This is a genomic window from Pseudomonas sp. MPR-R2A5, from assembly GCF_058793055.1.
On sequence record NZ_JBXAFK010000039.1, the window covers coordinates 1 to 23,010 of the forward strand.

The 23,010-nt window shown below is 61.5% G+C and carries 18 protein-coding genes; 9 read left to right on the forward strand and 9 right to left on the reverse strand.

All coding sequences use genetic code 11. The features are described from left to right. Positions 1 to 91 precede the first annotated feature (91 nt). Together queF and copI are read right to left on the reverse strand one after the other, a co-directional pair. Positions 92 to 922 carry an NADPH-dependent 7-cyano-7-deazaguanine reductase QueF gene (queF, locus tag AC1Q6I_RS24335; protein ID WP_024074102.1) on the reverse strand — a complete coding sequence of 277 codons (831 nt, stop codon included), beginning with the start codon at positions 920 to 922 and terminating at the stop codon, positions 92 to 94. A gap of 65 nt (positions 923 to 987) precedes the next feature. Continuing rightward, the gene (copI, locus tag AC1Q6I_RS24340; protein ID WP_102624771.1) at positions 988 to 1,527 is read right to left on the reverse strand and encodes a copper-resistant cuproprotein CopI; all 540 of its coding nucleotides are present in this window, start codon (positions 1,525 to 1,527) and stop codon (positions 988 to 990) included. Between the two features lie 156 nt (positions 1,528 to 1,683). Here copI and AC1Q6I_RS24345 point away from each other — a divergent pair, with 156 nt between their 5' ends. Both AC1Q6I_RS24345 and AC1Q6I_RS24350 read left to right on the forward strand, forming a co-directional pair. Beyond that, complete coding sequence (locus tag AC1Q6I_RS24345) at positions 1,684 to 2,364, forward strand: heavy metal response regulator transcription factor (protein WP_024074100.1); 681 nt, start codon at positions 1,684 to 1,686, stop codon at positions 2,362 to 2,364. After that, positions 2,361 to 3,716 carry a heavy metal sensor histidine kinase gene (locus tag AC1Q6I_RS24350; protein ID WP_041161121.1) on the forward strand — a complete coding sequence of 452 codons (1,356 nt, stop codon included), beginning with the start codon at positions 2,361 to 2,363 and terminating at the stop codon, positions 3,714 to 3,716. The genes AC1Q6I_RS24345 and AC1Q6I_RS24350 overlap by 4 nt, the downstream gene beginning before the upstream one ends. 106 nt (positions 3,717 to 3,822) lie before the next feature. Here AC1Q6I_RS24350 and AC1Q6I_RS24355 read toward each other — a convergent pair whose 3' ends face one another. Genes AC1Q6I_RS24355 through AC1Q6I_RS24365 form a run of 3 tightly spaced genes read right to left on the reverse strand, consistent with a single transcriptional unit; the run spans position 3,823 to position 7,069 of the window. Next, complete coding sequence (locus AC1Q6I_RS24355; RefSeq protein ID WP_024074098.1) at positions 3,823 to 5,067, reverse strand: lipoprotein-releasing ABC transporter permease subunit; 1,245 nt, start codon at positions 5,065 to 5,067, stop codon at positions 3,823 to 3,825. Positions 5,068 to 5,127: 60 nt separating this feature from the next. Then, complete coding sequence (lolD, locus tag AC1Q6I_RS24360) at positions 5,128 to 5,811, reverse strand: lipoprotein-releasing ABC transporter ATP-binding protein LolD (RefSeq protein WP_024074097.1); 684 nt, start codon at positions 5,809 to 5,811, stop codon at positions 5,128 to 5,130. A 7-nt stretch (positions 5,812 to 5,818) separates the two neighbouring features. Continuing rightward, a complete protein-coding gene (locus tag AC1Q6I_RS24365) occupies positions 5,819 to 7,069 on the reverse strand; it encodes a lipoprotein-releasing ABC transporter permease subunit (protein WP_024074096.1) in 1,251 nt (416 codons plus the stop codon). Between the two features lie 94 nt (positions 7,070 to 7,163). Between AC1Q6I_RS24365 and AC1Q6I_RS24370 the strand changes: the two genes are divergently transcribed. Both AC1Q6I_RS24370 and AC1Q6I_RS24375 read left to right on the forward strand, forming a co-directional pair. Next, positions 7,164 to 7,748: a PilZ domain-containing protein gene (locus AC1Q6I_RS24370; protein ID WP_024074095.1), complete on the forward strand. Its 585-nt coding sequence runs from the start codon at positions 7,164 to 7,166 to the stop codon at positions 7,746 to 7,748. A 43-nt stretch (positions 7,749 to 7,791) separates the two neighbouring features. Continuing rightward, entirely contained in the window at positions 7,792 to 8,514 is a 723-nt protein-coding gene (locus AC1Q6I_RS24375) for a glycerophosphodiester phosphodiesterase (protein WP_024074094.1), read from the forward strand. 42 nt (positions 8,515 to 8,556) lie between these two features. Here the strand turns inward: AC1Q6I_RS24375 and sthA are convergent, their stop codons facing one another. Together sthA and AC1Q6I_RS24385 are read right to left on the reverse strand one after the other, a co-directional pair. After that, the gene (gene sthA / locus AC1Q6I_RS24380) at positions 8,557 to 9,951 is read right to left on the reverse strand and encodes a Si-specific NAD(P)(+) transhydrogenase (protein WP_024074093.1); all 1,395 of its coding nucleotides are present in this window, start codon (positions 9,949 to 9,951) and stop codon (positions 8,557 to 8,559) included. A gap of 188 nt (positions 9,952 to 10,139) precedes the next feature. Continuing rightward, a complete protein-coding gene (locus tag AC1Q6I_RS24385) occupies positions 10,140 to 11,150 on the reverse strand; it encodes an FAD:protein FMN transferase (RefSeq protein WP_102624772.1) in 1,011 nt (336 codons plus the stop codon). Positions 11,151 to 11,214: 64 nt separating this feature from the next. Between AC1Q6I_RS24385 and AC1Q6I_RS24390 the strand changes: the two genes are divergently transcribed. Then, positions 11,215 to 11,757, forward strand: a complete 543-nt coding sequence (locus AC1Q6I_RS24390; protein WP_024074091.1) for a chalcone isomerase family protein — start codon at positions 11,215 to 11,217, stop codon at positions 11,755 to 11,757. Positions 11,758 to 11,929: 172 nt separating this feature from the next. Continuing rightward, entirely contained in the window at positions 11,930 to 13,228 is a 1,299-nt protein-coding gene (locus AC1Q6I_RS24395; protein WP_041161119.1) for an MFS transporter, read from the forward strand. An 85-nt stretch (positions 13,229 to 13,313) separates the two neighbouring features. Here AC1Q6I_RS24395 and AC1Q6I_RS24400 read toward each other — a convergent pair whose 3' ends face one another. Beyond that, complete coding sequence (locus tag AC1Q6I_RS24400; protein ID WP_102624773.1) at positions 13,314 to 14,777, reverse strand: glyceraldehyde-3-phosphate dehydrogenase; 1,464 nt, start codon at positions 14,775 to 14,777, stop codon at positions 13,314 to 13,316. Between the two features lie 340 nt (positions 14,778 to 15,117). On the opposite strand from AC1Q6I_RS24400, the gene mfd reads away from it, so the two are divergent. From mfd to AC1Q6I_RS24415, 3 genes are read left to right on the forward strand one after another with little or no spacing between them, the layout of a single operon-like run. Next, positions 15,118 to 18,567, forward strand: a complete 3,450-nt coding sequence (gene mfd / locus AC1Q6I_RS24405) for a transcription-repair coupling factor (RefSeq protein ID WP_102624774.1) — start codon at positions 15,118 to 15,120, stop codon at positions 18,565 to 18,567. Between the two features lie 11 nt (positions 18,568 to 18,578). Continuing rightward, positions 18,579 to 19,145, forward strand: a complete 567-nt coding sequence (locus AC1Q6I_RS24410; RefSeq protein ID WP_024074087.1) for a CsiV family protein — start codon at positions 18,579 to 18,581, stop codon at positions 19,143 to 19,145. A 9-nt stretch (positions 19,146 to 19,154) separates the two neighbouring features. Beyond that, the gene (locus AC1Q6I_RS24415; RefSeq protein ID WP_024074086.1) at positions 19,155 to 21,848 is read left to right on the forward strand and encodes a DEAD/DEAH box helicase; all 2,694 of its coding nucleotides are present in this window, start codon (positions 19,155 to 19,157) and stop codon (positions 21,846 to 21,848) included. A 44-nt stretch (positions 21,849 to 21,892) separates the two neighbouring features. On the opposite strand, the gene nagZ is transcribed toward AC1Q6I_RS24415, so the two are convergent. Continuing rightward, positions 21,893 to 22,903: a beta-N-acetylhexosaminidase gene (gene nagZ / locus AC1Q6I_RS24420; RefSeq protein ID WP_102624775.1), complete on the reverse strand. Its 1,011-nt coding sequence runs from the start codon at positions 22,901 to 22,903 to the stop codon at positions 21,893 to 21,895. Positions 22,904 to 23,010 lie beyond the last annotated feature (107 nt).

Consider the following 23,010-nt stretch of genomic DNA (forward strand, 5'->3'; position numbering starts at 1 on the left):
AACCAATTACATAGCCAGGTGCTTGCTGAAGTCAGGAGGGTTTAGAAATCAGCTACACCCTTAAATGCGAAGAGCCTGTTTACTGTGAAGGTTACTGGCGCGCCAGGCGCACGTTCTGGAACGCCACATCCTCAGTACTGCGGTACGGATTGATATCCAACCCACCCCGCCGCACATAGCGCGCATACACCGTCAGCTTCTCTGGCTTGAGCAAACGCTGCAGGTCGAGAAAGATCCGCTCCACGCACTGCTCATGGAAATCTGAGTGTTGGCGAAAGCTCACCAGGTATTCCAACAGGCTGGCGTGATCCAGCGCCGCCCCCCGATATTCCACCGCCACGCTGCCCCAATCGGGCTGGCTGGTGACCGGGCAGTTGGATTTGAGCAAGTGGCTGTGCACACTTTCCTCCACCACACGCGAATCGTCGCAACGCAGCAGTTCCGGGCGCGGGTGCTCGTAGTTGCTGACGCTGATATCCAGATCATCGATGCAAGTGCCCGGCAGGGCCACCACGCCTTCGGCTTCCACCTCGCCCAGGCTGCGGATGCGCACGCCCACCGGCTTGCCGGCTGCGGCGCTGAGATCGGTGCGCAACGTGGCTTCCAGGCTCTGCGTGTCGGCAAACGCGGTCTGGTTCAGCGAGTTGAGGTACAGCTTGAAGGACTTGGACTCGATGATATTCGGCGAGTCAGCCGGAATACTGAATTCACCGATGGCCACCACCGGCTTGCCCGAGGGCAGCAGCCAGGACAATTCGAAGCAGTTCCAGAAGTCCACGCCTTTGTACGGCAGGGTCTCGGCGCTCAGGCCCAGTTCGGCCCACTTGGCGGCGCGCGGAATCGGGAACAGCAACGAAGGGGTGTAGGTGGAGATGTATTCACTGGACTTGCCCAGCGGCGAATGTTCGGCAGCGGGATGCATGGCGGAAACCTGGCTAAATAAACCGCGCCAGTCTACCAGCCTTTGCCCCCGCCCTTAACAAGCGCTCATTCGACGTTGAGCTTGCCGACCATGCCCGCCTGGTAATGCCCGGGTATGTTGCAGGCGAACTCCAGGCCAGTGGCCTTGGTGAACGTCCAGGTCAGCTCGGCGGTTTTGCCGGGCTCGACCAGCACGCTGTTAGGGTCATCGTGCTTCATGCCCCCCATACCACTCATGCCGCCCATATCACCGTGCCCCATGGCGCCGTGATCCATCTTGCCCATACCGGTGGCATTCAGCATGCCGCTGGCCTGCATCTGTAGCATTTCCTTCTGGTGCTCGGCATGCATCGCGGCATCACCCAGGTTGAATTCGTGGAGCAACTGGCCCTTGTTGACCAGCACAAAGCGCACGGTCTCACCGGCCTTTACGTCCAACGACTTGGGCGAAAAGGAAATATCCTGCAATGTAACTTCCACGGTGCGCGTGGCCTTGTCGGCAGTCGCTGGCTGGCCAAATGCATAGGTGTGAGCCGTTTCAGCCGCCGCCCCGAAACTCAAGGCCAACAGGCAGCCCGCTAACAACAGGGGGTTACGCAATACCATCTCAATTCTCCAAAGGTGTGGGATCAGCCTGGATAGCACTCTAAGATGACCTCGCTGCCAGCCAGCTGACTGCTAGATTACAACTTTGTCAGGTTGCGCCCCTGCCCTGCCGAGCGCGGTATAAAGCCCGTCGTGACCCGCTGCCAAGAGCTGCCCATGAAACTGCTGATCGTCGAAGACCAACCCAAGACCGGCCAATACCTGCGCCAAGGCCTGGCCGAGGCCGGTTTTACCACCGAGTTGGTGGCCGACGGCACCAGCGGCCAGCACCTGGCACTGACGGGCGACTACGACCTGTTGATCCTCGATGTGATGCTGCCCGGTCGCGATGGCTGGCAGATCCTGCAGGCGGTACGCAGCGCCGGCCTGGATATCCCGGTGCTGTTCCTCACCGCCCGCGACACGGTGGAAGACCGGGTACACGGCCTGGAACTGGGCGCTGACGACTACCTGGTCAAGCCGTTCGCCTTCTCCGAACTGCTGGCGCGGGTGCGCAGCCTGTTACGCCGTGGCAGCAGCGCCCCCCAGGACACCGCACTGCAACTGGCCGACCTGCGCCTGGACCTGATCCGCCGCCGGGTTGAGCGAAGCGGCCAGCGCATCGACCTCACCGCCAAGGAATTCGCCCTGCTCGAACTGCTGCTGCGCCGTCAGGGCGAAGTGCTGCCCAAGTCGCTGATCGCTTCCCAGGTGTGGGACATGAACTTCGACAGCGACACCAACATCATCGAAGTCGCGATCCGCCGCCTGCGCCTGAAAATCGACGACAACTTCCCCACCAAGCTGATCCACACCGTGCGCGGCATGGGTTATGTACTGGAAGAACGATGCAGTTGATCAAGCGCCTGTCCCTGGCCAGTCGGCTGGCCCTGCTGTTTGCCGCCTGCACCGCCGTGGTGTCGTTGATTGCCGGGGTGCTGTTCAACCAGGCCAGCGAAGCGCACTTCGTCGAGCTGGACCAGCAACTGCTCGACAGCAAGTTGGTCGCGCTGCGCAGCACCTTGCAGGGCGTCGACTCCGTGCAGTCATTCGTACAACGCGAAGCGCAACTGCGCGCCGAACTCAACCGCCAACCCGACCTCGCCTTGCGTATCAGTGCCGCTGGCCAGCGCTGGTTTGACGGCGCGCCGAACATCCCCCTGCCCGAGAAGCCTGGCCTGTACAGCCTGCAAAACGCCGGAACCGACTACCGTGTGTACAACGCGCCACTGAGCCCAGGCCAACCCGACTCACCGCAACTGAGCCTGATGCTCGACATCACCCACCACCAGCACTTCCTGCAACGCATGCAACATTTGATCTGGCTCACCGTCAGCCTCTCGGCCCTGGCCACCGCACTGCTCGGCGCCTGGGCCGCGCGCAGTGGCTTGCGCCCCTTGCGGCGCATGAGTGAAGTGGCCGCCGGCGTGTCGGCCCACTCCCTGACCCAACGCCTGCCCCAGCAGCAGATGCCGGTGGAACTGGCGGAACTGGCCCAAGCCTTCAACGCCATGCTCGGCCGCCTGGACGATGCATTCCAACGCCTCTCGGCCTTCTCCGCCGACATTGCCCATGAACTGCGCACGCCCCTGTCGAACCTGTTGACCCAGACCCAAGTCATCCTGACCCAGCCGCGCCCGCTGGAGGACTACCGCGAAGCGCTGCACAGTAATCTGGAAGAGCTGCAATGGATGGCGCAGCTGGTGAATGACATGCTGTACCTGGCCAAGGCTGATCATGGGTTGCTGACGCCCAAGCGCGAGCCGTTGAGGTTGGCGGACGAAGTGGATGCGCTGCTGGAATTCTTCGTCTTGCTGGCGGAAGACGCGCAGGTCAGCCTGGTGCGCGAGGGAACGGCCCACACCACCGGCGATCGCGGCATGCTGCGCCGGGCATTGTCGAATCTGTTGGATAACGCGCTGCGCTTTACGCCAGCGGGCGGCGAGGTGCGGGTGCATCTGGAGGAAGGTGCACAAGGCGTGACGCTGACAGTGGAGAACAGCGGCGAAGGCATACCGGCGGACGTATTACCGCGGTTGTTCGACCGGTTCTACCGAGCGGACCCGGCGCGGCATGAAGGCAGCAGCGAACATGCGGGGCTGGGACTGGCGCTTACCCAGTCGATTGTGCGGGCGCATGGGGGGAGGATTTATTGTGAGTCTGAGGCGGGGTGGACAAGGTTTGTGATTGAGTTGCCTGCCGGAGATTGATGCACGCTGTACCGGCGCTATCGGGGGCAAGCCCCCTCCCACATTTTGATTTGTGAATACATTCAACCTGTGGGAGGGGGCTTGCCCCCGATAGCAGTCTTGAATATTACGAATACCTCAGGGCATGCGCCGGCTCAATCTTCGCCGCCCGATACGCCGGGTAAATCGTCGCCAAAAAGCTCAACACAAACCCTGCCGAGCAAATCAACAACACATCCCCACCTTGCAGTTCCGAAGGCAGGTTACTGACGAAATACACGTCTGAACTGAAGATATGCTGCCCGGTTACCCGCTCCAGCCAGCCCACCAGCTCACTGACGTTCAGTGCCGCAATCACCCCCAGCACGCCGCCGATCAAGGTACCCACGATCCCGATCACGGTACCCTGCACCATGAAGATCGCCATGATCTGCCCTGGCGTGGCGCCGATGGTGCGCAGGATCGCGATGTCCGCGCCCTTATCGTTCACCACCATGATCAGCGTGGCGATGATATTGAACGCGGCCACGGCAACGATCATCAGCAACAGCAGGCCGATCATGGTCTTTTCCATTTTCATCGCACTGAACAGGCTGCCCTGGGTGTGGGTCCAGTCGTCAGCCTTGTAGGCCGCGCCCAGGCTGCTGGCAATGTCCGCCGACACCTTGGGCGCTGCGTACAAGTCCTTCACCGCCAGGCGCACGCTCTGCACCTGGTTCGGCTGCCAATGCTGGATTTCCGCGGCGTCGGCCATATGGATCAAGGCCATGGAGCCATCCAGCTCGGCGCCGACCTTGAAGATGCCGACCACATTCAAACGCTGCATGCGCGGCGTGATGCCACCCGGCGCGCTGCTGATTTCCGGAACGATCAGGGTCAGCTTGTCACCCACGTTCAGGCGAAAACGCCGCGCGGTGATCTCCCCCACCACCACGCCAAACTCGCCGGGCTTCAGGTCTTCCAGTTTGCCCTTGACGATATGCTGGGCCACGATCGACACCTTGCCTTCCTGGGCCGGGTCGACGCCACTGATCTCGATCGGCTGCATCGCCCCCTTGTAGGAAAACATACCATCCATCTGTGTGAACGGTACGGCGGCAGTCACTTCGGGATTCTTCATCGCGGCGGCGGCCACCGGCTGCCAATCGTCGATCGGGTTCACGCCGACGATAGTCGCGTGGGGCACCATGCCGAGGATGCGCGAGCTCATTTCACGCTGGAAGCCATTCATCACCGACAACACCACGATCATCGCCAGCACGCCCAAGGCGAGGCCGATCATCGAGGTCATCGAGATAAACGAAACAAAACGGTTGCGGCGCTTGGCGCGGGTATAGCGCGTGCCGATGAAAATCGATAACGGTCTGAACATTCGCTTGCACCGCCTGAAAAAATGAAAAAGCCCGGCGCCCGGCGCCAGGCTTGAAACAGGTCAGATGGCGACCAGATGACCTTCCTGCAGGTGCAATACGCGGTCCATCTGCCGGGCCATGCTCATGTCATGGGTCACCACCAGGAACGCGGTGCGCATCTGGGTGCTCAGCTCCAGCATCAAGTCCTTGATGCCCTGGGCGGTGTGGGAGTCGAGGTTGCCGGTGGGCTCGTCGAGCATCACCAGGCCTGGGTTGTTCACCAGGGCACGGGCAATCGCCACACGCTGACGCTCGCCACCGGACAATTCGGCCGGTTTGTGCTCCAGGCGGTGGCCGAGGCCGACGCGCTCCAACAGGGCCTTGGCCCGCTGGCGTGCTTCCGGGATCGCGGTCTTGCCGATCAACAACGGCATGCACACGTTTTCCAGGGCGGTGAATTCCGGCAGCAGGTGGTGGAACTGGTACACAAAGCCCAGGGAGCGGTTGCGCAGTTGGCCACGGGCCTTTTCATTCAAGGCAGACAACTCTTCGCCGGCCAGCCATACGCTGCCCTGGGACGGCGTATCGAGGCCGCCCAACAGGTTAAGCAAGGTACTTTTGCCGGAACCGGAACTGCCGACGATTGCCACGCGCTCGCCGGGGTGCAGTTCAAGTTGCAGGTTGGACAGCACCACAACCGATTCCGGGCCTTCCTCGTAGGATTTGCCCAGGTTGCGGCAGCTCAGGATTGCTTTTTCACTCATGCCCGATTCACTCATAACGTAAGGCCTGTGCTGGCTGGGTACGTGCCGCGCGCCAGGCTGGATACAGGGTGGCAAGGAAACTCAGGACCAACGCGGCGCCGCCGACCATCAGCACGTCCGGGGCCTGAACCTGGGACGGCAAGTAGTCGATGAAGTAGACGTCAGCGTTGAGAAACTTGTGGCCGATCAGGGTTTCCAGACCGGCGATGGCGGCGCTGACATTCAGCGCGGCCAAGATCCCGACGACGGTACCGATCAAGGTGCCGACCACGCCGATCACCGTGCCCTGCACCATGAAGATCGCCATGATCTGCCCCGGCGTGGCGCCCAGCGTCCGCAAGATAGCGATATCGCCCTTCTTGTCGTTCACCACCATCACCAGGGTGGAGATGATGTTGAAGGCCGCAACGGCGACGATCAGCAGCAGCAACAGGCCGATCATGGCTTTTTCCATGCGGATGGCCTGGTACAGGTTGCCGTGGGTACGGGTCCAGTCGCGGGCGTAGTACTGGCTTTCGCCCAGGTGCTGGGCGATTTCCCAGGCGCCGCGCGGTGCGTCGAACAGGTCGTTGAACTTCAGGCGCAGGCCCTGCACCTGGTCTGGCTGCCAACGTTGCAGGCGAGCCAGGTCGGTGAGGTTGGTCAGGCCGAGATAACCGTCAATCTCGCCGGCGCCGACGTGGAAGGTACCCACCACGGTAAAGCGCTTCATGCGCGGGAACATGCCGGCGGGAGTCACGGTGACTTCCGGGGCGACGAAGGTCAGCTTGTCGCCAATGCCCACGCCCAGCTTGGCCGCGGCCTTGTCACCGATCACGATGCCAAAGCTGCCGGGCGACAAGTCGTCCAGTTTGCCCTGCAACATGAACTTGTCGATGATCGAGACCTTGCGTTCCTGGACCGGATCGATGCCATTGAGCAGGATCTTCTGCACCTTGCCGTCGTTGGTCAGCAGCCCCTGCATCTGGGTGAACGGCGCAACCGCCAGCACCTCGGGGTTCTGCTTGACCTTGTCGGCCAGGCTTTGCCAGTCGCTGATCGGTTCACCCGACTCGATGGTGGCGTGGGGCACCATGCCCAGCACGCGGGTACGCATCTCATGATCGAAGCCGTTCATCACCGACAGCACCACGATCATCACGACCACGCCGAGGGCGAGACCGATCATCGAGGTCAAGGAAATAAACGACACAAAATGATTGCGACGCTTTGCACGGGTATAACGCGTGCCGATAAATACGAAGAGAGGTCTGAACATGTCGGGGCTTGTTCGGAGGAAAAGAAGACGTCCCGGTGGCGGGGTCTGGTAAGCAGCTTTACACTCAGACCATTACCGTTACCTGGGGTTCGCCATGTCGACATTAGATGAAGAAGAGCGCCGCGAATACTACCGTATCGACGACATGATCGCACTTCAAATCAAAAGCCTGTCTGCCCCGGAAGCGGCGAGCAAGGAAGTGTTGCTGGATGCTTCCCCACTATTCAATCTGCTCAGTGAACTGCACCTGAGCGAATTCGAAGCCCAGCACCTGTTACGTCAGCTCAGTGATAAAGATCGTACCCTCGCGGCCTTCCTCAAAGTCCAGAACAAACGCCTGGACCTGCTTAGCCAAATCATGGCGCAAAGCTTGCGCGATGAAGTCGGCGCCCCACAGCCGGTGATCATTTCCGAAGGCGGGATCGACTTCCAGCACCCCACGCCCCTCGCCATCGGCGCTCACCTGGCAGTCAAGCTGGTGCTGATGCCCCAGGCACTCGGCCTGCTGCTGCGCGCGCGCGTTACCCATTGCGACCCCAAGGGCGACGGTTTTGACGTGGGCACGGAATTCGAGTCCATGACCGATGCCCAACGCCAATTGCTGGCGCGCTATATCCTGCAGAAACAGGCACAGGAACGCCGCCTGGCGCGGGAACAAAGCGACGCCAAAGACACCTGAATTCGTATGACCCTGCCAGAAAACCTGGCGTAAAGGAGCAACTGTGACCCTGATCTACGGCCACCGCGGAGCCAAAGGCGAAGCACCGGAAAATACCCTGACCAGCTTCCAGCAGTGCCTCAAGCACGGTGTACGCCGCTGCGAACTGGATTTGCACCTGTCCATGGACGGTGAGCTGATGGTCATCCACGACCCAACCCTCAAGCGCACCACCGACCGGCGTGGCAAAGTCGTCGAGTATTCGGCGGCAGACCTTACGAAGATGGACGCGCGCAAAGGCGGCCCCGGCTGGGTCAACCCGTGCCCGATCCCGCGCCTGGAGGAGCTATTTGAAAAGTGCGACTTCGATCACTGGCAACTGGAAGTCAAAAGTGCCTCGCGCACCCGCGCCGCGACCACCGTGCTGGCGATTCGAGAAATGGCCGTGCGTTTCGGCATCATGGACAAGGTCACCGTGACCTCAAGCTCGCGGGAAGTATTAAAAGCGGCGGTTGAACTCACCCCAGACCTGTCACGCGGGCTGGTGGCGGAGTACGCCTGGCTCGATCCTTTGAAGGTCGCGCAAAACTACGGCTGTGAGTTTCTGGCATTGAACTGGACGTTGTGCACCCCCGAGCGCCTGGAAAAAGCCCAGCGCCAGGGTTTGCACGTGTCCGTGTGGACAGTCAACGAACCTGCGCTGATGCGCAGGCTCGCCGACTTCGGCGTAGATAGCCTGATTACAGACTTTCCCGGTTTGGCCACTGCCACCCTCGAGAATTACTGAAATCGGTCTCCCCGGCCGGCTCAGGCCACCGGCCGGAGCCGCTCAAAAAAGCCGGTTGAGGCCATCGTAGGCCGCTACCCGATAGGCTTCGGCCATGGTCGGGTAGTTGAAGGTGGTGTTGACGAAATACTTGAGGGTATTTTGCTCGCCCGGCTGGTTCATGATGGCCTGGCCGATGTGCACGATCTCCGAAGCCTGGTAGCCGAAGCAATGCACGCCGAGGACTTCCAGGGTCTCGCGGTGAAACAGGATCTTCAGCATGCCTTGCGGCTCACCGGCGATCTGCGCACGCGCCATGCTCTTGAAGAACGCCTTGCCCACTTCGTAAGGCACCTTGGCCTTGGTCAGTTCGTGTTCGTTCTTGCCGATCGAGCTGATCTCCGGAATCGTGTAGATCCCGGTCGGTACGTCGTTCACATAGCGCCAGCTGCCGTTGTCGACGATGCTGCCAGCGGCCGAACGACCCTGGTCATGGGCGGCACTGGCCAGGCTCGGCCAGCCGATCACGTCACCGGCGCCATAGATGTTGGTCACACAGGTGCGGTAGTTTTCGTCCACCTCGATCTGGCCACGGCTGTTGACCTTGACCCCGATGTTTTCCATGCCCAGCTTGTCGGTGTTGCCGGTACGGCCGTTGCACCACAGCAAGGCGTCGGCCTTGATCTTCTTGCCGGACTTGAGGTGCAGGATCACCCCGTTGTCCAGGCCTTCGACCCGATCGTACTCTTCGTTATGGCGCACAGTGATGTTGTTGTTGCTGAAGTGGTAGCTCAACGCCTGGGAGATTTCCGAGTCGAGGAAGCTCAGCAACTGGTCACGGTTGTCGACCAGCTCGACCAGCACACCCAGGCCGCTGAAGATCGAGGCGTATTCACAGCCAATGACGCCGGCGCCATAGATGATCAGTTTGCGTGGGGTGTGGCCCAGGCTGAGGATGGTGTCGCTATCGTAGATACGTGGGTGGTGGAAATCGATATCCGCCGGGCGATACGGGCGCGAGCCGGTGGCAATGATGATGTGCTTGGCCACCAGTTTCTCGACCACGCCATTGGCGCAGACCACTTCGACGGTTTGCTCGTCGGCGAAGCTGCCGGTACCGAAGAACAGGTCGACGCGGTTACGGGCGTAGTAGCCGGTACGCGAGGCGACTTGCTTGGAGATGACTTTTTCAGCGCTTTTCAACACATCCGGGAACGAGAACCAGCGCGGCTCGCCAATGGCCCGGAACATCGGGTTGGTGTTGAACTGCATGATCTGGCGAACGGAGTGACGCAATGCCTTGGACGGGATGGTACCCAGGTGGGTGCAGTTACCGCCGACCTGGCGACGGCTATCGACCATCGCCACCTTGCGCCCTGCCTTCGCGGCGTTCATCGCCGCACCTTCTCCAGCCGGGCCGGAACCCAGTACCACCACGTCGTAGTTGTAGACAGCCATGCGTACTCCTCAGAACAGGCCAGGCGTACGGTTGGACGCCTGGCTAAATCATGCCGCGGCCAGCGGTCATGAAGGACAATTTGGCTCAAGTGTGTGAACCGGGGCACAGTCTATATAAGGCTCAACGCCGCGCACATTAACCCTTGGTCGCGTCGTAGGCCAGTTTTGCCTTTACTACACAGCACTCGTTACGGTTTCACCGCCGTCAACTGCTCGAATGCGTTGTTACTGCGTGTGACGAAGCCCTCCCCCTCGCGCATCACAAAAAATGCCGCCACCTGGTGCTGCTCAGCGTAGTCCCAGCCTTGCTGCGGCCCGAGGATCAGCAGCAGCGTGGACAGCCCGTCGGCCATCAGCGCCGATGGGTGCAACACGGTCACCGACGCCAGTTGATGAGTGATCGGTGCGCCGGTGCGCGCATCGAGGGTGTGGGAATAACGCCGACCATCCTGCTGGAAATAATTACGATAGTCACCCGATGTGGACACACCGAAGCCGTCAACGTTGATGATTTTTTCCGCGACCTGCAGGTCATCCCGTGGCTCTTCAAGCGCAATACGCCACGCCGAACCATCAGGTTTTCGCCCGGCCGCCTTGAGTTCGCCGGTGGCCTCGGCCAGGTAGCTGCGGATGCCCAGGGCAGCCAGACGCTCGGCAATGCGGTCCACCGCGTAGCCGGCGGCGATACTGTTGAAGTCAATTTCGACGGCGGCGTCCTTGCACAACTGCTGGCCATCGATACGCAGGTGTTGGTAGCCGACCTGCTCGCGGGCCTGGGCCAGGGTCGCGGCGTCGGGGACTTTGACCTGGCGAGCCTGGGGGCCGAAGCCCCACAGGTTGATCAGCGGCTCGACGGTCAGGTCAAAGGCACCGTCACTGGCCTGGGACAATTGCTCGCCGGTGCGCACCAGTTGCAGGATCGATGCGGGCATGGGCTGGCAACTGTGGGCCGGCAATTGATTGAAACGCTCGATATCGGAGTCACTGCGGTAGGTCGACATCTGCCGGTCGACGGTTTGCAGGATGCTTTCCACCTCGCGCTGGACCGCCTCCGGCCCCGGGGTAGCGGATGTCCTGACGTACTGGATTGAATACGTACTGCCCATGGTCGGGCCGCCAAAGTGCTCCAGCGTGTCGCCGCCACACCCTGCCAGCAGCACACACCCCCAAAAAATCGCCAGTTGCCTCAGGTTGTCCATAAAGCGCTTCGCCGTCCAAAATTGAATTAACCTGCAGGCAGTCACCCCTTCAGGACGGGCCATTATGCGGCATGTATTGATCTGTTTATTGTTGATGCTCACGGTCCCGGCCCAGGCCAATGAGGCAGATCGTCTCACCCTGGCAAACTTCCCCGCGCACTCCCCGACGCTGGTGCTGAAAAACCAGACGGTGCTGACGTATCTCTGGGCGGATGTCTACGCGGCCGCGCTGTATGCCCCGGCCAATGCAAGCGCCAAGCAGGCCTGGGACCAGCAACAGGACCTGCGCCTGGCGCTGTACTACTTCCGCGATATCGACCGCAACGATGTAATCAAGGCCGCCACGACCACCCTGACGCGCCAGCAGCCCCCAGACGCCCTCGCCCGCCTGAAGCCTGAGGTGGACAAGCTGCACGGCACCTTCCGCGATATCCGCAACGGTGACCGTTACGCGCTGGAGCTGCATCGAGGGCGTGGCTTGAGCCTGGAGATCAACGGCCAGGTGGTGTTCAGCAGTCGCAATGACGAGTTGGCCAAGGCCTACCTGGGCATATGGCTCGCACCAAACGGCCTGTCCGACAGTGTGCGCAACACCCTTCTCAATTGAACCCACACTGATCTCTTTCCAGCGCGACGCCTGCGGCAATTAGCCCGCTTGCCAACGGTTTCTGTTGCCTGTAGGGGCCGATACACATATTGTTACAAAACTGCTCAATATTACAGCCAGGACGAGTAGCGACCCAGGACTACCCATAAGAAAGCCAGATGAGTGAATGACCATGGCCACGACCACGGGCAAAGGCAAAGCGATCTTTCGCGTTGTCAGCGGTAACTTCCTTGAAATGTTCGACTTCATGGTCTACGGCTTCTACGCCACGGCCATCGCCAAGACCTTCTTCCCCACCGACAGCGCCTTCGCCTCGCTGATGCTGTCCCTGGCCACCTTCGGCGCCGGCTTCCTGATGCGCCCGTTGGGCGCCATCTTCCTCGGCGCCTACATCGACCGCCACGGCCGCAAGAAAGGCCTGGTGATCACCCTGGCGCTGATGGCCGCCGGTACCATCCTGATTGCCTGCGTCCCCGGGTATGCCACCCTGGGCGTCGCCGCACCCTTGGTGGTGTTGCTGGGCCGACTGCTGCAAGGTTTCTCGGCGGGTGTCGAGCTCGGCGGTGTGTCGGTGTACCTGGCGGAAATCGCCACGCCCGGCCGCAAGGGCTTTTTCGTCAGTTGGCAGTCCGCGAGCCAACAAGCGGCGGTGGTCTTCGCCGGCCTGTTGGGCGTCGGCCTGAACCACTGGCTCAGCCCGGAACAAATGGGTGACTGGGGCTGGCGCGTACCGTTCCTGATCGGCTGCCTGATTGTGCCGGTGATCTTTGTGATCCGCCGCTCGCTGGAAGAAACCCCTGAATTCCAGGCGCGTAAACACCGCCCCACCCTGCAGGAAATTGTGCGTTCGATTGGTCAGAACTTCGGCATCGTCATCGCCGGCATGGCGCTGGTGGTAATGACCACCGTGTCGTTTTACCTGATCACCGCCTACACCCCGACCTTCGGCAAGGCCGAACTGCACCTGTCAGACTTCGATGCATTGCTGGTGACGGTGTGCGTGGGCATCTCCAACTTTATCTGGCTGCCGGTGATGGGCGCGGTGTCCGACAAGATCGGGCGCAAACCGCTGCTGCTGGCGGCGACCATCCTGGCCATCCTCACGGCTTATCCAGCGCTGTCATGGCTGGTGGCCAACCCGAGCTTCAGCCATCTGCTGATTGTGCTGCTGTGGTTGTCGTTCCTGTATGGCTCGTACAACGGCGCCATGGTGGTGGCGCTGACCGAGATCATGCCGATCGAGGTGCGCACCACCGGATTCTCCCTGGCCTACAGCCTGGCAACGGCCACCTTTGGTGGGTTTACGCCGGCAGCCTGCACTTACTTGATCCACGTGCTGGATAACAAAGCGGCGCCGGGGATCTGGCTGAGTGGCGCGGCAGTGCTGGGGTTGATTGCGACCCTGGTGCTGTTCAAGGGCAATCGGCATGAACTGCGCACGGCGCAGGCTTCGGTGGCTGGCGGCGCCTGATCAAGAGGCCCAACCGGCTACCACAGAACCTGCAGACATGAAAAAGCCCCGAACCAGTCGGGGCTTTTTCATATTCTGCTGATGCTTAGCGCGGGAATGCCGGCGGGTTGACCCCAGCCATGTCTTCCATCACGCGAACCACCTGGCAGCTGTAGCCGAACTCGTTGTCGTACCACACGTACAGCACAACGCGGTTGTCCTGGCTGATGGTCGCTTCGGCGTCGACTACACCCGCGTGACGCGAGCCAACGAAGTCGGTCGATACCACTTCCTGCGAATTAACAAAGTCGATTTGCTTATGCAGATCGGAGTGCAGCGCCATGTAGCGCAGGTACTCGTTCATTTCTTCACGGGTAGCGGCCTTCTCAAGGTTCAGGTTGAGAATGGCCATCGACACGTTCGGCGTCGGCACACGGATCGCGTTACCGGTCAGCTTGCCAGCCAGCTCAGGCAGGGCCTTGGCAGCAGCGGTGGCAGCACCGGTCTCGGTGATCACCATGTTCAACGCGGCGCTACGACCACGGCGATTGCCCTTGTGGAAGTTGTCGATCAGGTTCTGGTCGTTGGTGTACGAGTGAACGGTTTCGACGTGGCCGTTAACGATGCCGAACTTGTCATTCACTGCCTTCAGCACCGGCACGATGGCGTTGGTGGTGCAGGAAGCGGCGGACACGATCTTGTCGTCAGCGGTGATTTCAGTGTGGTTGATGCCGTGAACGATGTTCTTGAGCTTGCCTTTGCCAGGCGCGGTCAACACGACACGGGCGATACCCGGGCAGGTCAGGTGCTGGCCCAGGCCCTCGGCATCACGCCAAACACCGGTGTTGTCCACCAGCAGGGCGTCCTTGATGCCGTACTGGGTGTAGTCCACCTCAGTCGGGTTCTTCGCGTAGATCACCTGGATCAGGTTACCGTTGGCGGTGATGGTGTTGTTTTCTTCGTCGATGACGATGGTGCCGTTGAACGGGCCGTGTACCGAATCGCGACGCAGCAGGCTGGCGCGCTTGGTCAGGTCGTTCTCGGCGCCTTTGCGCACCACGATGGCCCGCAGGCGCAGGCCGTCGCCGCCACCGGTTTTTTCGATCAGGATGCGCGCCAGCAGGCGGCCGATACGACCGAAGCCGTACAGCACCACGTCGGTGCCTTTGCGAGCCGAGGCGTTTTGCTGGCCAACCACGTCGGCCAATTCTTCGCGGACGAACTGCTCGGCGGTACGGCCATTGCCTTCGTTGCGGAATTTATAGGCCAGCTTGCCCAGATCCACCGAAGCCGCGCCGAGCTTGAGCTCGCTCATGGCCTTGAGCAGGGGGAATGTTTCGTGGACGGAGAGTTCGCTGTCGTCGGCAGAACGATGGCGAGCAAAGCGATGCGCCTTGAGAATCGCGATGACTGACTGGTTGATCAGGCTGCGGCCATAGATCGAGCTCACCACATTGTTATTGCGGTACAGCTGACCGATAAGCGGGATCATCGCTTCTGCGAGTGCTTCACGGTCGATCCATTCACCAAGACACTGGTCGGGCTTCTGAGTCACGGGAACCTTCCACATGTAGGGGCTGAAAAAAGGGGCTACATTATGCCGCCCGACCGCCCCCGGAGCAATGCGCCTCCTACAACAAAAAGCCCCATCCTGAAAAAGCCACCCCGCTGCAGCCCAGTAAATACGCGGGTTTCAGAAGGCCACCAGTGGAGCGAGTCAGGCGACTTGTCCGTAACCCTCCGAAAACCACGTACATTTTGGCACTACATATTGAGTCAAAACCCGGCATTGTTTGTCTTAGCCACCACATTTCCTACAAACCGTAATAGGCACAGTCAGCAACTGACAGGCGGCACCTTGGACCGTTACAATTACCGACTTTGTCGCAACGCTTGGAGCTCAACCTTCCGTGCCCGTTCTGCGTCTACCGCTACTCCCTGCCGCGGCAGGTAAACAGCACTGGGGCAACCTGCCCGGTGCCGCCCTGAGCCTGGCCATTGCCGAGGCTGCCAGCGCAGCCAAGCGCTTTACCCTGCTGCTCACCGCCGACAGCCAAAGCGCCGAACGGTTGGAGCAGGAGCTGAGCTTCTTCGCCCCCGATTTGCCGGTGCTGCATTTTCCTGACTGGGAAACCCTGCCCTACGATCTGTTCTCGCCGCACCAGGACATCATCTCCCAGCGCATCGCCAGCCTGTACCGCCTGCCGGAACTGGCCCACGGCGTGCTGGTGGTGCCGATCACCACCGCCCTGCACCGCCTGGCGCCGACCAAGTTCCTGCTGGGCAGCAGCCTGGTGCTGGATATCGGCCAGAAGCTCGATGTGGAACAGATGCGCACGCGCCTGGAAGCCAGCGGCTACCGCTGCGTCGACACGGTGTACGAACACGGTGAGTTCGCGGTACGCGGTGCGCTGATCGACCTGTTCCCGATGGGCAGCAAGTTGCCGTACCGCATCGACCTGTTCGATGACGAAATCGAGACCCTGCGCACCTTCGACCCAGAGAACCAGCGCTCCATTGATAAAGTCGAGTCGATCAAGCTGCTGCCGGCACGGGAATTCCCGCTGCAAAAGGACGCGGTGACCCGCTTCAAGGCGCGCTTTCGTGAACGCTTCGACGTCGACTTCCGTCGCTGCCCGATCTTCCAGGACCTGAGCAGCGGGATTACCCCGGCCGGTATCGAGTACTACCTGCCGCTGTTCTTCGACGAAACATCCACCCTCTTCGATTACCTGCCTCAGGACACTCAGGTGTTCTCGCTGCCAGGCATCGAGCAAGCGGCGGAAAACTTCTGGAACGATGTGCGCAACCGCTATGAAGAACGCCGCGTCGATCCATCCCGTCCTTTATTACCGCCCGCCGAGCTGTTCCTGCCGGTGGAAGACTGCTTCGCCCGCCTGAAAAACTGGCCGCGCGTGGTCGCCAGCCAACAGGACGTGGAGCCCGGCGTCGGCCGCGAGCGCTTCCCCGCGCACGTGCTGCCGGACCTGGCGATCCAGGCCAAGGCCAACCAGCCCCTGGAAGCACTGTCCAACTTCCTTGGCGACTTCTCTGGCCGCGTGCTGTTTACCGCCGAATCCGCCGGCCGTCGCGAAGTCCTGCTTGAACTGCTCGAACGCCTGAAGCTGCGTCCGAAAACCGTCGACAGCTGGCCGGACTTCGTCGCCAGCAAGGACCGCCTGGCGATCACTATCGCGCCACTGGATGAAGGTTTGCTGCTGGACGATCCGGCCCTGGCGCTGATCGCCGAAAGCCCCCTGTTCGGCCAGCGCGTGATGCAACGTCGCCGTCGCGAAAAACGCGCCGACGCCAACAACGACGCGGTAATCAAGAACCTCACCGAGCTGCGCGAAGGCGCGCCGGTGGTGCATATCGACCACGGTGTCGGTCGCTACCTGGGCCTGCAGACCCTGGAAATCGACAACCAGGCCGCCGAATTCCTCACCATGGAGTACGCCGAAGGCGCCAAGCTCTATGTACCGGTGGCCAACCTGCACCTGATCGCGCGCTACACCGGCAGCGACGACGCCCTGGCGCCATTGCACCGCCTGGGCTCCGAAACCTGGCAGAAAGCCAAGCGCAAGGCCGCCGAACAGGTGCGCGACGTCGCCGCTGAGTTGCTCGACATCTATGCGCGGCGTGCGGCGCGCGAAGGCTACGCGTTCGCCGACCCGAAAGCCGACTACGCCACCTTCAGCGCCGGCTTCGCTTTTGAAGAAACCCCAGACCAGCAAACCACCATCGAAGCTGTGCGCGCCGACATGCTCGCGCCCAAGCCGATGGACCGCCTGGTGTGCGGCGACGTGGGCTTTGGCAAGACCGAAGTGGCCATGCGCGCAGCCTTCATCGCGGTGCACGGCGGCAAACAAGTGGCGATCCTGGTGCCCACCACCCTGCTCGCCCAGCAGCACTACAACAGCTTCCGCGACCGCTTTGCCGACTGGCCGGTGACCGTGGAAGTGATGAGCCGCTTCAAGTCGACCAAGGAAGTGAATGCCGCCGTCGCCGACCTGGCGGAAGGCAAGATCGACATCGTGATCGGTACGCACAAGCTGTTGTCGGACGATGTGAAGATCAAGAACCTGGGCCTGGTGATCATCGACGAAGAACACCGCTTCGGGGTGCGCCAGAAAGAACAGCTCAAGGCCCTGCGCAGCGAGGTGGACATTCTCACCCTCACCGCCACACCGATTCCGCGCACGCTGAACATGGCGGTGTCGGGCATGCGCGACCTGTCGATCATCGCCACGCCGCCGGCACGCCGACTGTCGGTGCGCACCTTCGTGATGGAGCAGAACAAAAGCACGGTCAAGGAAGCCCTCCTGCGCGAATTGCTGCGCGGCGGCCAGGTGTACTACCTGCACAACGACGTGAAGACCATCGAGAAATGCGCGGCCGAACTCGCCGAACTGGTGCCGGAAGCACGCATTGCCATCGGCCATGGGCAGATGCGCGAACGCGATCTCGAACAGGTGATGAGCGACTTTTATCACAAGCGCTTCAACGTGCTGATCGCATCGACCATCATCGAGACCGGCATCGACGTGCCGAGCGCCAACACCATCATCATCGAACGCGCGGACAAGTTCGGCCTGGCACAACTTCATCAGTTGCGCGGCCGGGTCGGGCGCAGTCACCACCAGGCGTATGCCTACCTGCTGACACCACCGCGCCAACAAATTACCGGCGACGCCGAAAAGCGCCTGGAAGCCATCGCCAACACCCAGGACCTCGGTGCCGGTTTTGTGCTGGCCACCAACGACCTGGAAATCCGCGGCGCCGGCGAACTGCTCGGCGACGGCCAGAGCGGGCAGATCCAGGCCGTGGGTTTCACCCTGTACATGGAGATGCTCGAACGCGCGGTGAAAGCCATCCGCAAGGGCGAGCAACCGAACCTCGACCAACCCCTGGGCGGCGGCCCGGAGATCAACCTGCGCCTGCCGGCGTTGATTCCCGAGGACTACCTGCCGGACGTGCATGCGCGGTTGATCCTGTACAAGCGCATCGCCTCGGCCACCGACGAAGAAGGCCTCAAGGACCTGCAGGTGGAAATGATCGACCGCTTCGGCCTGTTGCCCGAGCCGACCAAGAACCTGGTGCGCCTGACCTTGCTCAAATTGCAGGCCGAGCAACTGGGGATCAAGAAGGTCGACGCGGGGCCGCAAGGCGGGCGCATCGAGTTCGAAGCGCAGACGCCGGTGGACCCGTTGGTACTGATCAAGTTGATCCAGGGCCAGCCCAACCGCTACAAGTTCGAAGGGGCTACGCTGTTCAAGTTCATGGTGCCGATGGAGCGCGCCGAAGAACGCTTCAATACCCTGGAGGCGCTGTTCGAGCGCCTCATCCCGAAATCTGTTTGAAGGACGCCCCAATGCGCGTGTTCCGCATTCTGAGCCTGTTGTTAGTGGTACTTGCACCCTCGGCATTTGCCGACAGCCTGTACCAGGTTGAAATGATCCTGATACGCCAGAACGCGGAGCCAGAGATGAGCAACCGCGCCGCACCGGAAGATTGGGATGCCGGCGCGGTGCGCCTGGGCGACAGAATGAGCCCGCCGCGCCTGGCCAACATCGCCGACAAACTGCGCGCCGACGCCAACTACACCGTGCTCGCCCATAAAGCCTGGGAACAGAACCTGGGTGAGCAGCCGGTAAAAATCGCGATCGCCGAGGGGGCGGAACAGTTTGGCCAATTCCCCATCGAAGGGGTATTGAGCCTGCAACTGGGGCGCTTTACCGATATCGATGCCGACTTCTGGGTCAACCAGTTCGACAGCAACGGCAGCGTGATCGCCAGCGAACACCTGAGCCAGAAGGACGTGCGCACCAAGAACAACCAGCTCAACTACCTGGACGGCGGCCGCCTGGCGCTGCTGATCAAGATCACCTCGTTGACCGTCAAACAACCCAGCGCACCACCGCCCGATATTCAGGACTGATCCAGCGCCATGCCCCTGACGTCGTCGCTGACCAAACCCCTGGCCCCTTCGTGGGCCAATCGCTTCAAAGAGCAAAGCCTGGAGCGTGGGCGGCGCTACGCCCTGGAGAACCGCGTACGTATCGTCGAATCCGGTGACAGCACGATCATCGCCAGTTGCGAAGGCTCGGGCAGCAACGTCTACCGGCAGACCATTTCACTGCGCGAGTCCGCCAAGGGCATGCTGATCCTGGTGGACAGCCGCTGCACCTGCCCGGTCCATACCAACTGCAAACATATCGCGGCGGTGTTGCTCAAGGTCCAGGAAACCCTGGCCTACCCCGCCGCCGCCCAGGATGCCGAACTGCTGGGAAAACTCCAGGCGGTGCTGGATAACCGCGTGGTACTGCCGCAGGTGGTGATGGAGGACGTGCTGCCAGTGCCACGGCTGTGGCTGGCCAGCGTCGAATTCAGCGCGTTCGAGCCGCGCAACGGCAAGATGCAGCGCTATATCCAGCACCGTGCGGCACTGTCGTTCAACTATCTGGGCAACTATGTCAGCGGGCAAAAGAACGCCGACATCATCGTGCGCCAGGAAACCCAAAGCCTGCGTATCAAGCGTCATCCCGAGCTGGAACAGCCCTATCGCGAGCAACTGCGCCTGCTCGGTTTCAAGATCGCCACGCGCCAGAGCAAGGCCCTGCCGGAAAGCGCCGGCGAACTGTTCGAGATGGTCAATGACAGCGCCTGGCTGAACTTCACGCTCAACTCGTCGCCGACGCTGCGCGCCGAAGGCTGGGAGTTGCAGATCGACGAGGACTTCGGCTTCGACCTCAGCCCGGTGGACGACTGGTACGCCACCGTCGATGAAGCGCCGGAACGTGACTGGTTCGACCTGGAACTGGGGATCATCGTCAATGGCGAGCGGCTGAGCCTGCTGCCGATCCTGCTCAACCTGATGCGCTCGCACACCGAGCTTCTCAACCCGGAGAAACTCGCACGGCGCCGCGACGAAGAGTTGATCCTGGTGAATATCCCCGGCCTGCCCAATGGCGGCCATGGCCCGCTGCAAGTGGCATTGCCCTATGGCCGCTTGAAACCCGTGCTGGCCACCCTTGGCGAGTTCTACCTGCAGGACCCCGGCACCACCACCCTGCGTCTGGCCAAGGCCGATGCGATTCGCCTGAACCCGCTGGAAGACCTGCCCCTGCAATGGGAAGGCGGCGAAAAAATCCGCAACTTCGCCCAGCGTCTGCGGGATATCAAGGACTTCACCTGTGTCGCGCCCGAAGGCTTGAACGCGACGTTGCGCCCCTATCAGCTGGAAGGCTTGAGCTGGATGCAGTCACTGCGCCAACTGGACGTCGGTGGGATTCTTGCCGATGACATGGGCCTGGGCAAAACCCTGCAAACCCTGGCGCATATTCTCAGCGAGAAAATCGCCGGGCGCCTGGACCGGCCTTGCATGGTGGTGATGCCCACCAGCCTGATACCCAATTGGCTCGATGAAGCCGCGCACTTCACCCCGCAACTCAAGGTGCTGGCGCTGTACGGTGCCGCGCGCAAAAAGCACTTCGCCACATTGCAGGACTATGACCTGCTGCTGACCACCTATGCGCTGTTGCCCAAGGACATCGAGCACCTCGCCACCCAGCCCCTGCATGTGCTGATCCTCGATGAAGCCCAGTACATCAAGAACCCTTCGAGCAAAGCGGCCCAGGCAGCACGTCAGCTCAATGCACGGCAGCGCCTGTGCCTGAGCGGCACGCCGTTGGAAAACCACCTGGGTGAGTTGTGGTCGCTGTTCCACTTCCTGCTGCCGGGCTGGCTGGGTGACGTTAAAAGCTTCAACCGCGATTACCGCGCGCCCATCGAAAAGCGCGGCAGCGATGTGCGACTGCAACACCTCAACGGCCGGATCAAACCCTTCCTGTTGCGCCGCACCAAGGAGCAGGTGGCGACGGAGTTGCCGCCCAAGACCGAGATCATCCACTGGGTCGACCTCAACGAAGCCCAGCGCGACGTGTACGAAACCATGCGCCTGGCCATGGATAAAAAGGTCCGCGACGAAATTACCCGCAAGGGTGTGGCACGCAGCCAGATCATCATTCTCGAAGCCCTGCTCAAGTTACGCCAAGTGTGCTGCGACCTGCGCCTGATCAACGACGCCAGCCTGCCCGCCCGTGGCAGCAGTTCGGGCAAGCTCGATAGCTTGATGGAGATGCTCGAAGAGTTGTTTGCCGAGGGGCGCCGGATCCTGCTGTTTTCCCAGTTCACCTCGATGCTGGGCCTGATCGAAGCCGAACTGAAAAAGCGCGGTGTCGCCTATGCGCTGCTCACCGGCCAGACCCGTGATCGGCGCACTCCGGTGAAGGACTTCCAGAGCGGCAAGCTGCAGATTTTCCTGATCAGCCTGAAAGCCGGTGGTGTGGGCCTGAACCTGACAGAAGCGGACACGGTGATTCACTACGACCCGTGGTGGAACCCCGCCACGGAAAACCAGGCCACCGACCGGGCGTATCGCATCGGTCAGGAAAAGCCGGTGTTTGTGTACAAGATGATTGCCCGCGGCACGGTGGAAGAGAAAATTCAGCATCTGCAGAAGGAAAAGTCCGACCTGGCGGCGGGCGTGCTGGACGGTCGGACGACCGGGGATTGGCAGTTGGGCAATGACGACATCGAGGCGCTCTTTGCACCGCTGCCTAATAAGCAAGAGAAGCGCTGACGGCAAGAGCGCCATCGCGAGCACGCCCGCGATGGACGCGACACTTAATCGATCAACTGCGCATCCCGCAGCGCACCGAGCGCCACCAGCCAACGCGGGTCCTGCTTATACTCCGTCGAAGCCATCGCCTGCCCGCGCATCCGTGCAATCCGCGGCGATGGCGTGACTTTCATCCGCTGGGCCGCACTCAGCGCCAGTTCAGCCGCCGCACGATCGTTACACACCAGGCCCATATCGCAGCCCGCCGTCAGCGCGGCCTCGATACGGCTGGCAGCGTCTCCCACCACATGGGCACCGGCCATAGACAAGTCATCGCTGAAAATCACCCCGTCAAACTGCAACTCACCGCGCAGGATGTCCTGCAACCAGCGACGCGAGAAGCCAGCGGGCTGCGCGTCAACCTGCGGGTAGATAACATGGGCGGGCATCACGGCCGCCAACTGCTGGCTCAGGCGTGCGAAGGGCACCAGGTCATGGCTGCGAATCTGCTCCAGGCTGCGCTCGTCAGTAGGAATGGCGACATGGGAATCGGCTTCAGCCCAGCCGTGACCGGGGAAGTGCTTGCCGGTGGCGGCCATGCCGGCGCTGTTCATACCGCGGATAAAAGCACCGGCAAGCACCGCGGCATGCGCTGGGTCACCCTCGAAGGCGCGCGTGCCGACCACGGCACTGCGCTGGTAGTCCAGGTCCAGCACAGGGGCGAAGCTGAGATCAAGACCGACAGCCAGTACTTCAGTGGCCATGATCCAGCCACATTGTTCGGCCAGGTACTCGGCGTTGGGGTTATCCGCCAGGGCACGCATGGCCGGCAGGCGCACGAAGCCTTGGCGCAGGCGCTGCACGCGCCCCCCTTCCTGGTCGACCGCCAGCAGCAGGTCCGGGCGCACGGCACGGATCGCCGCGCTCAGCTCTCGCACCTGGCGTGGATGCTCGATATTGCGCGCGAAAATGATCAACCCGCCCACCTCCGGCTGGCGCAGCAGGTGGCGATCCTCGGCCGTCAGCCAGGTGCCGGCTACGTCGACCATCAAAGAACCTTGCAGGGCAGCAGTCATAAACCTTCCTTAAATAACGCACACAACCCGCTACCCTCACGCGGCGCGATCAACGCGGCGGGAGTAACGGGTTGTGTGTAAATAGCTGAATTCGGCATGGGCGGCTA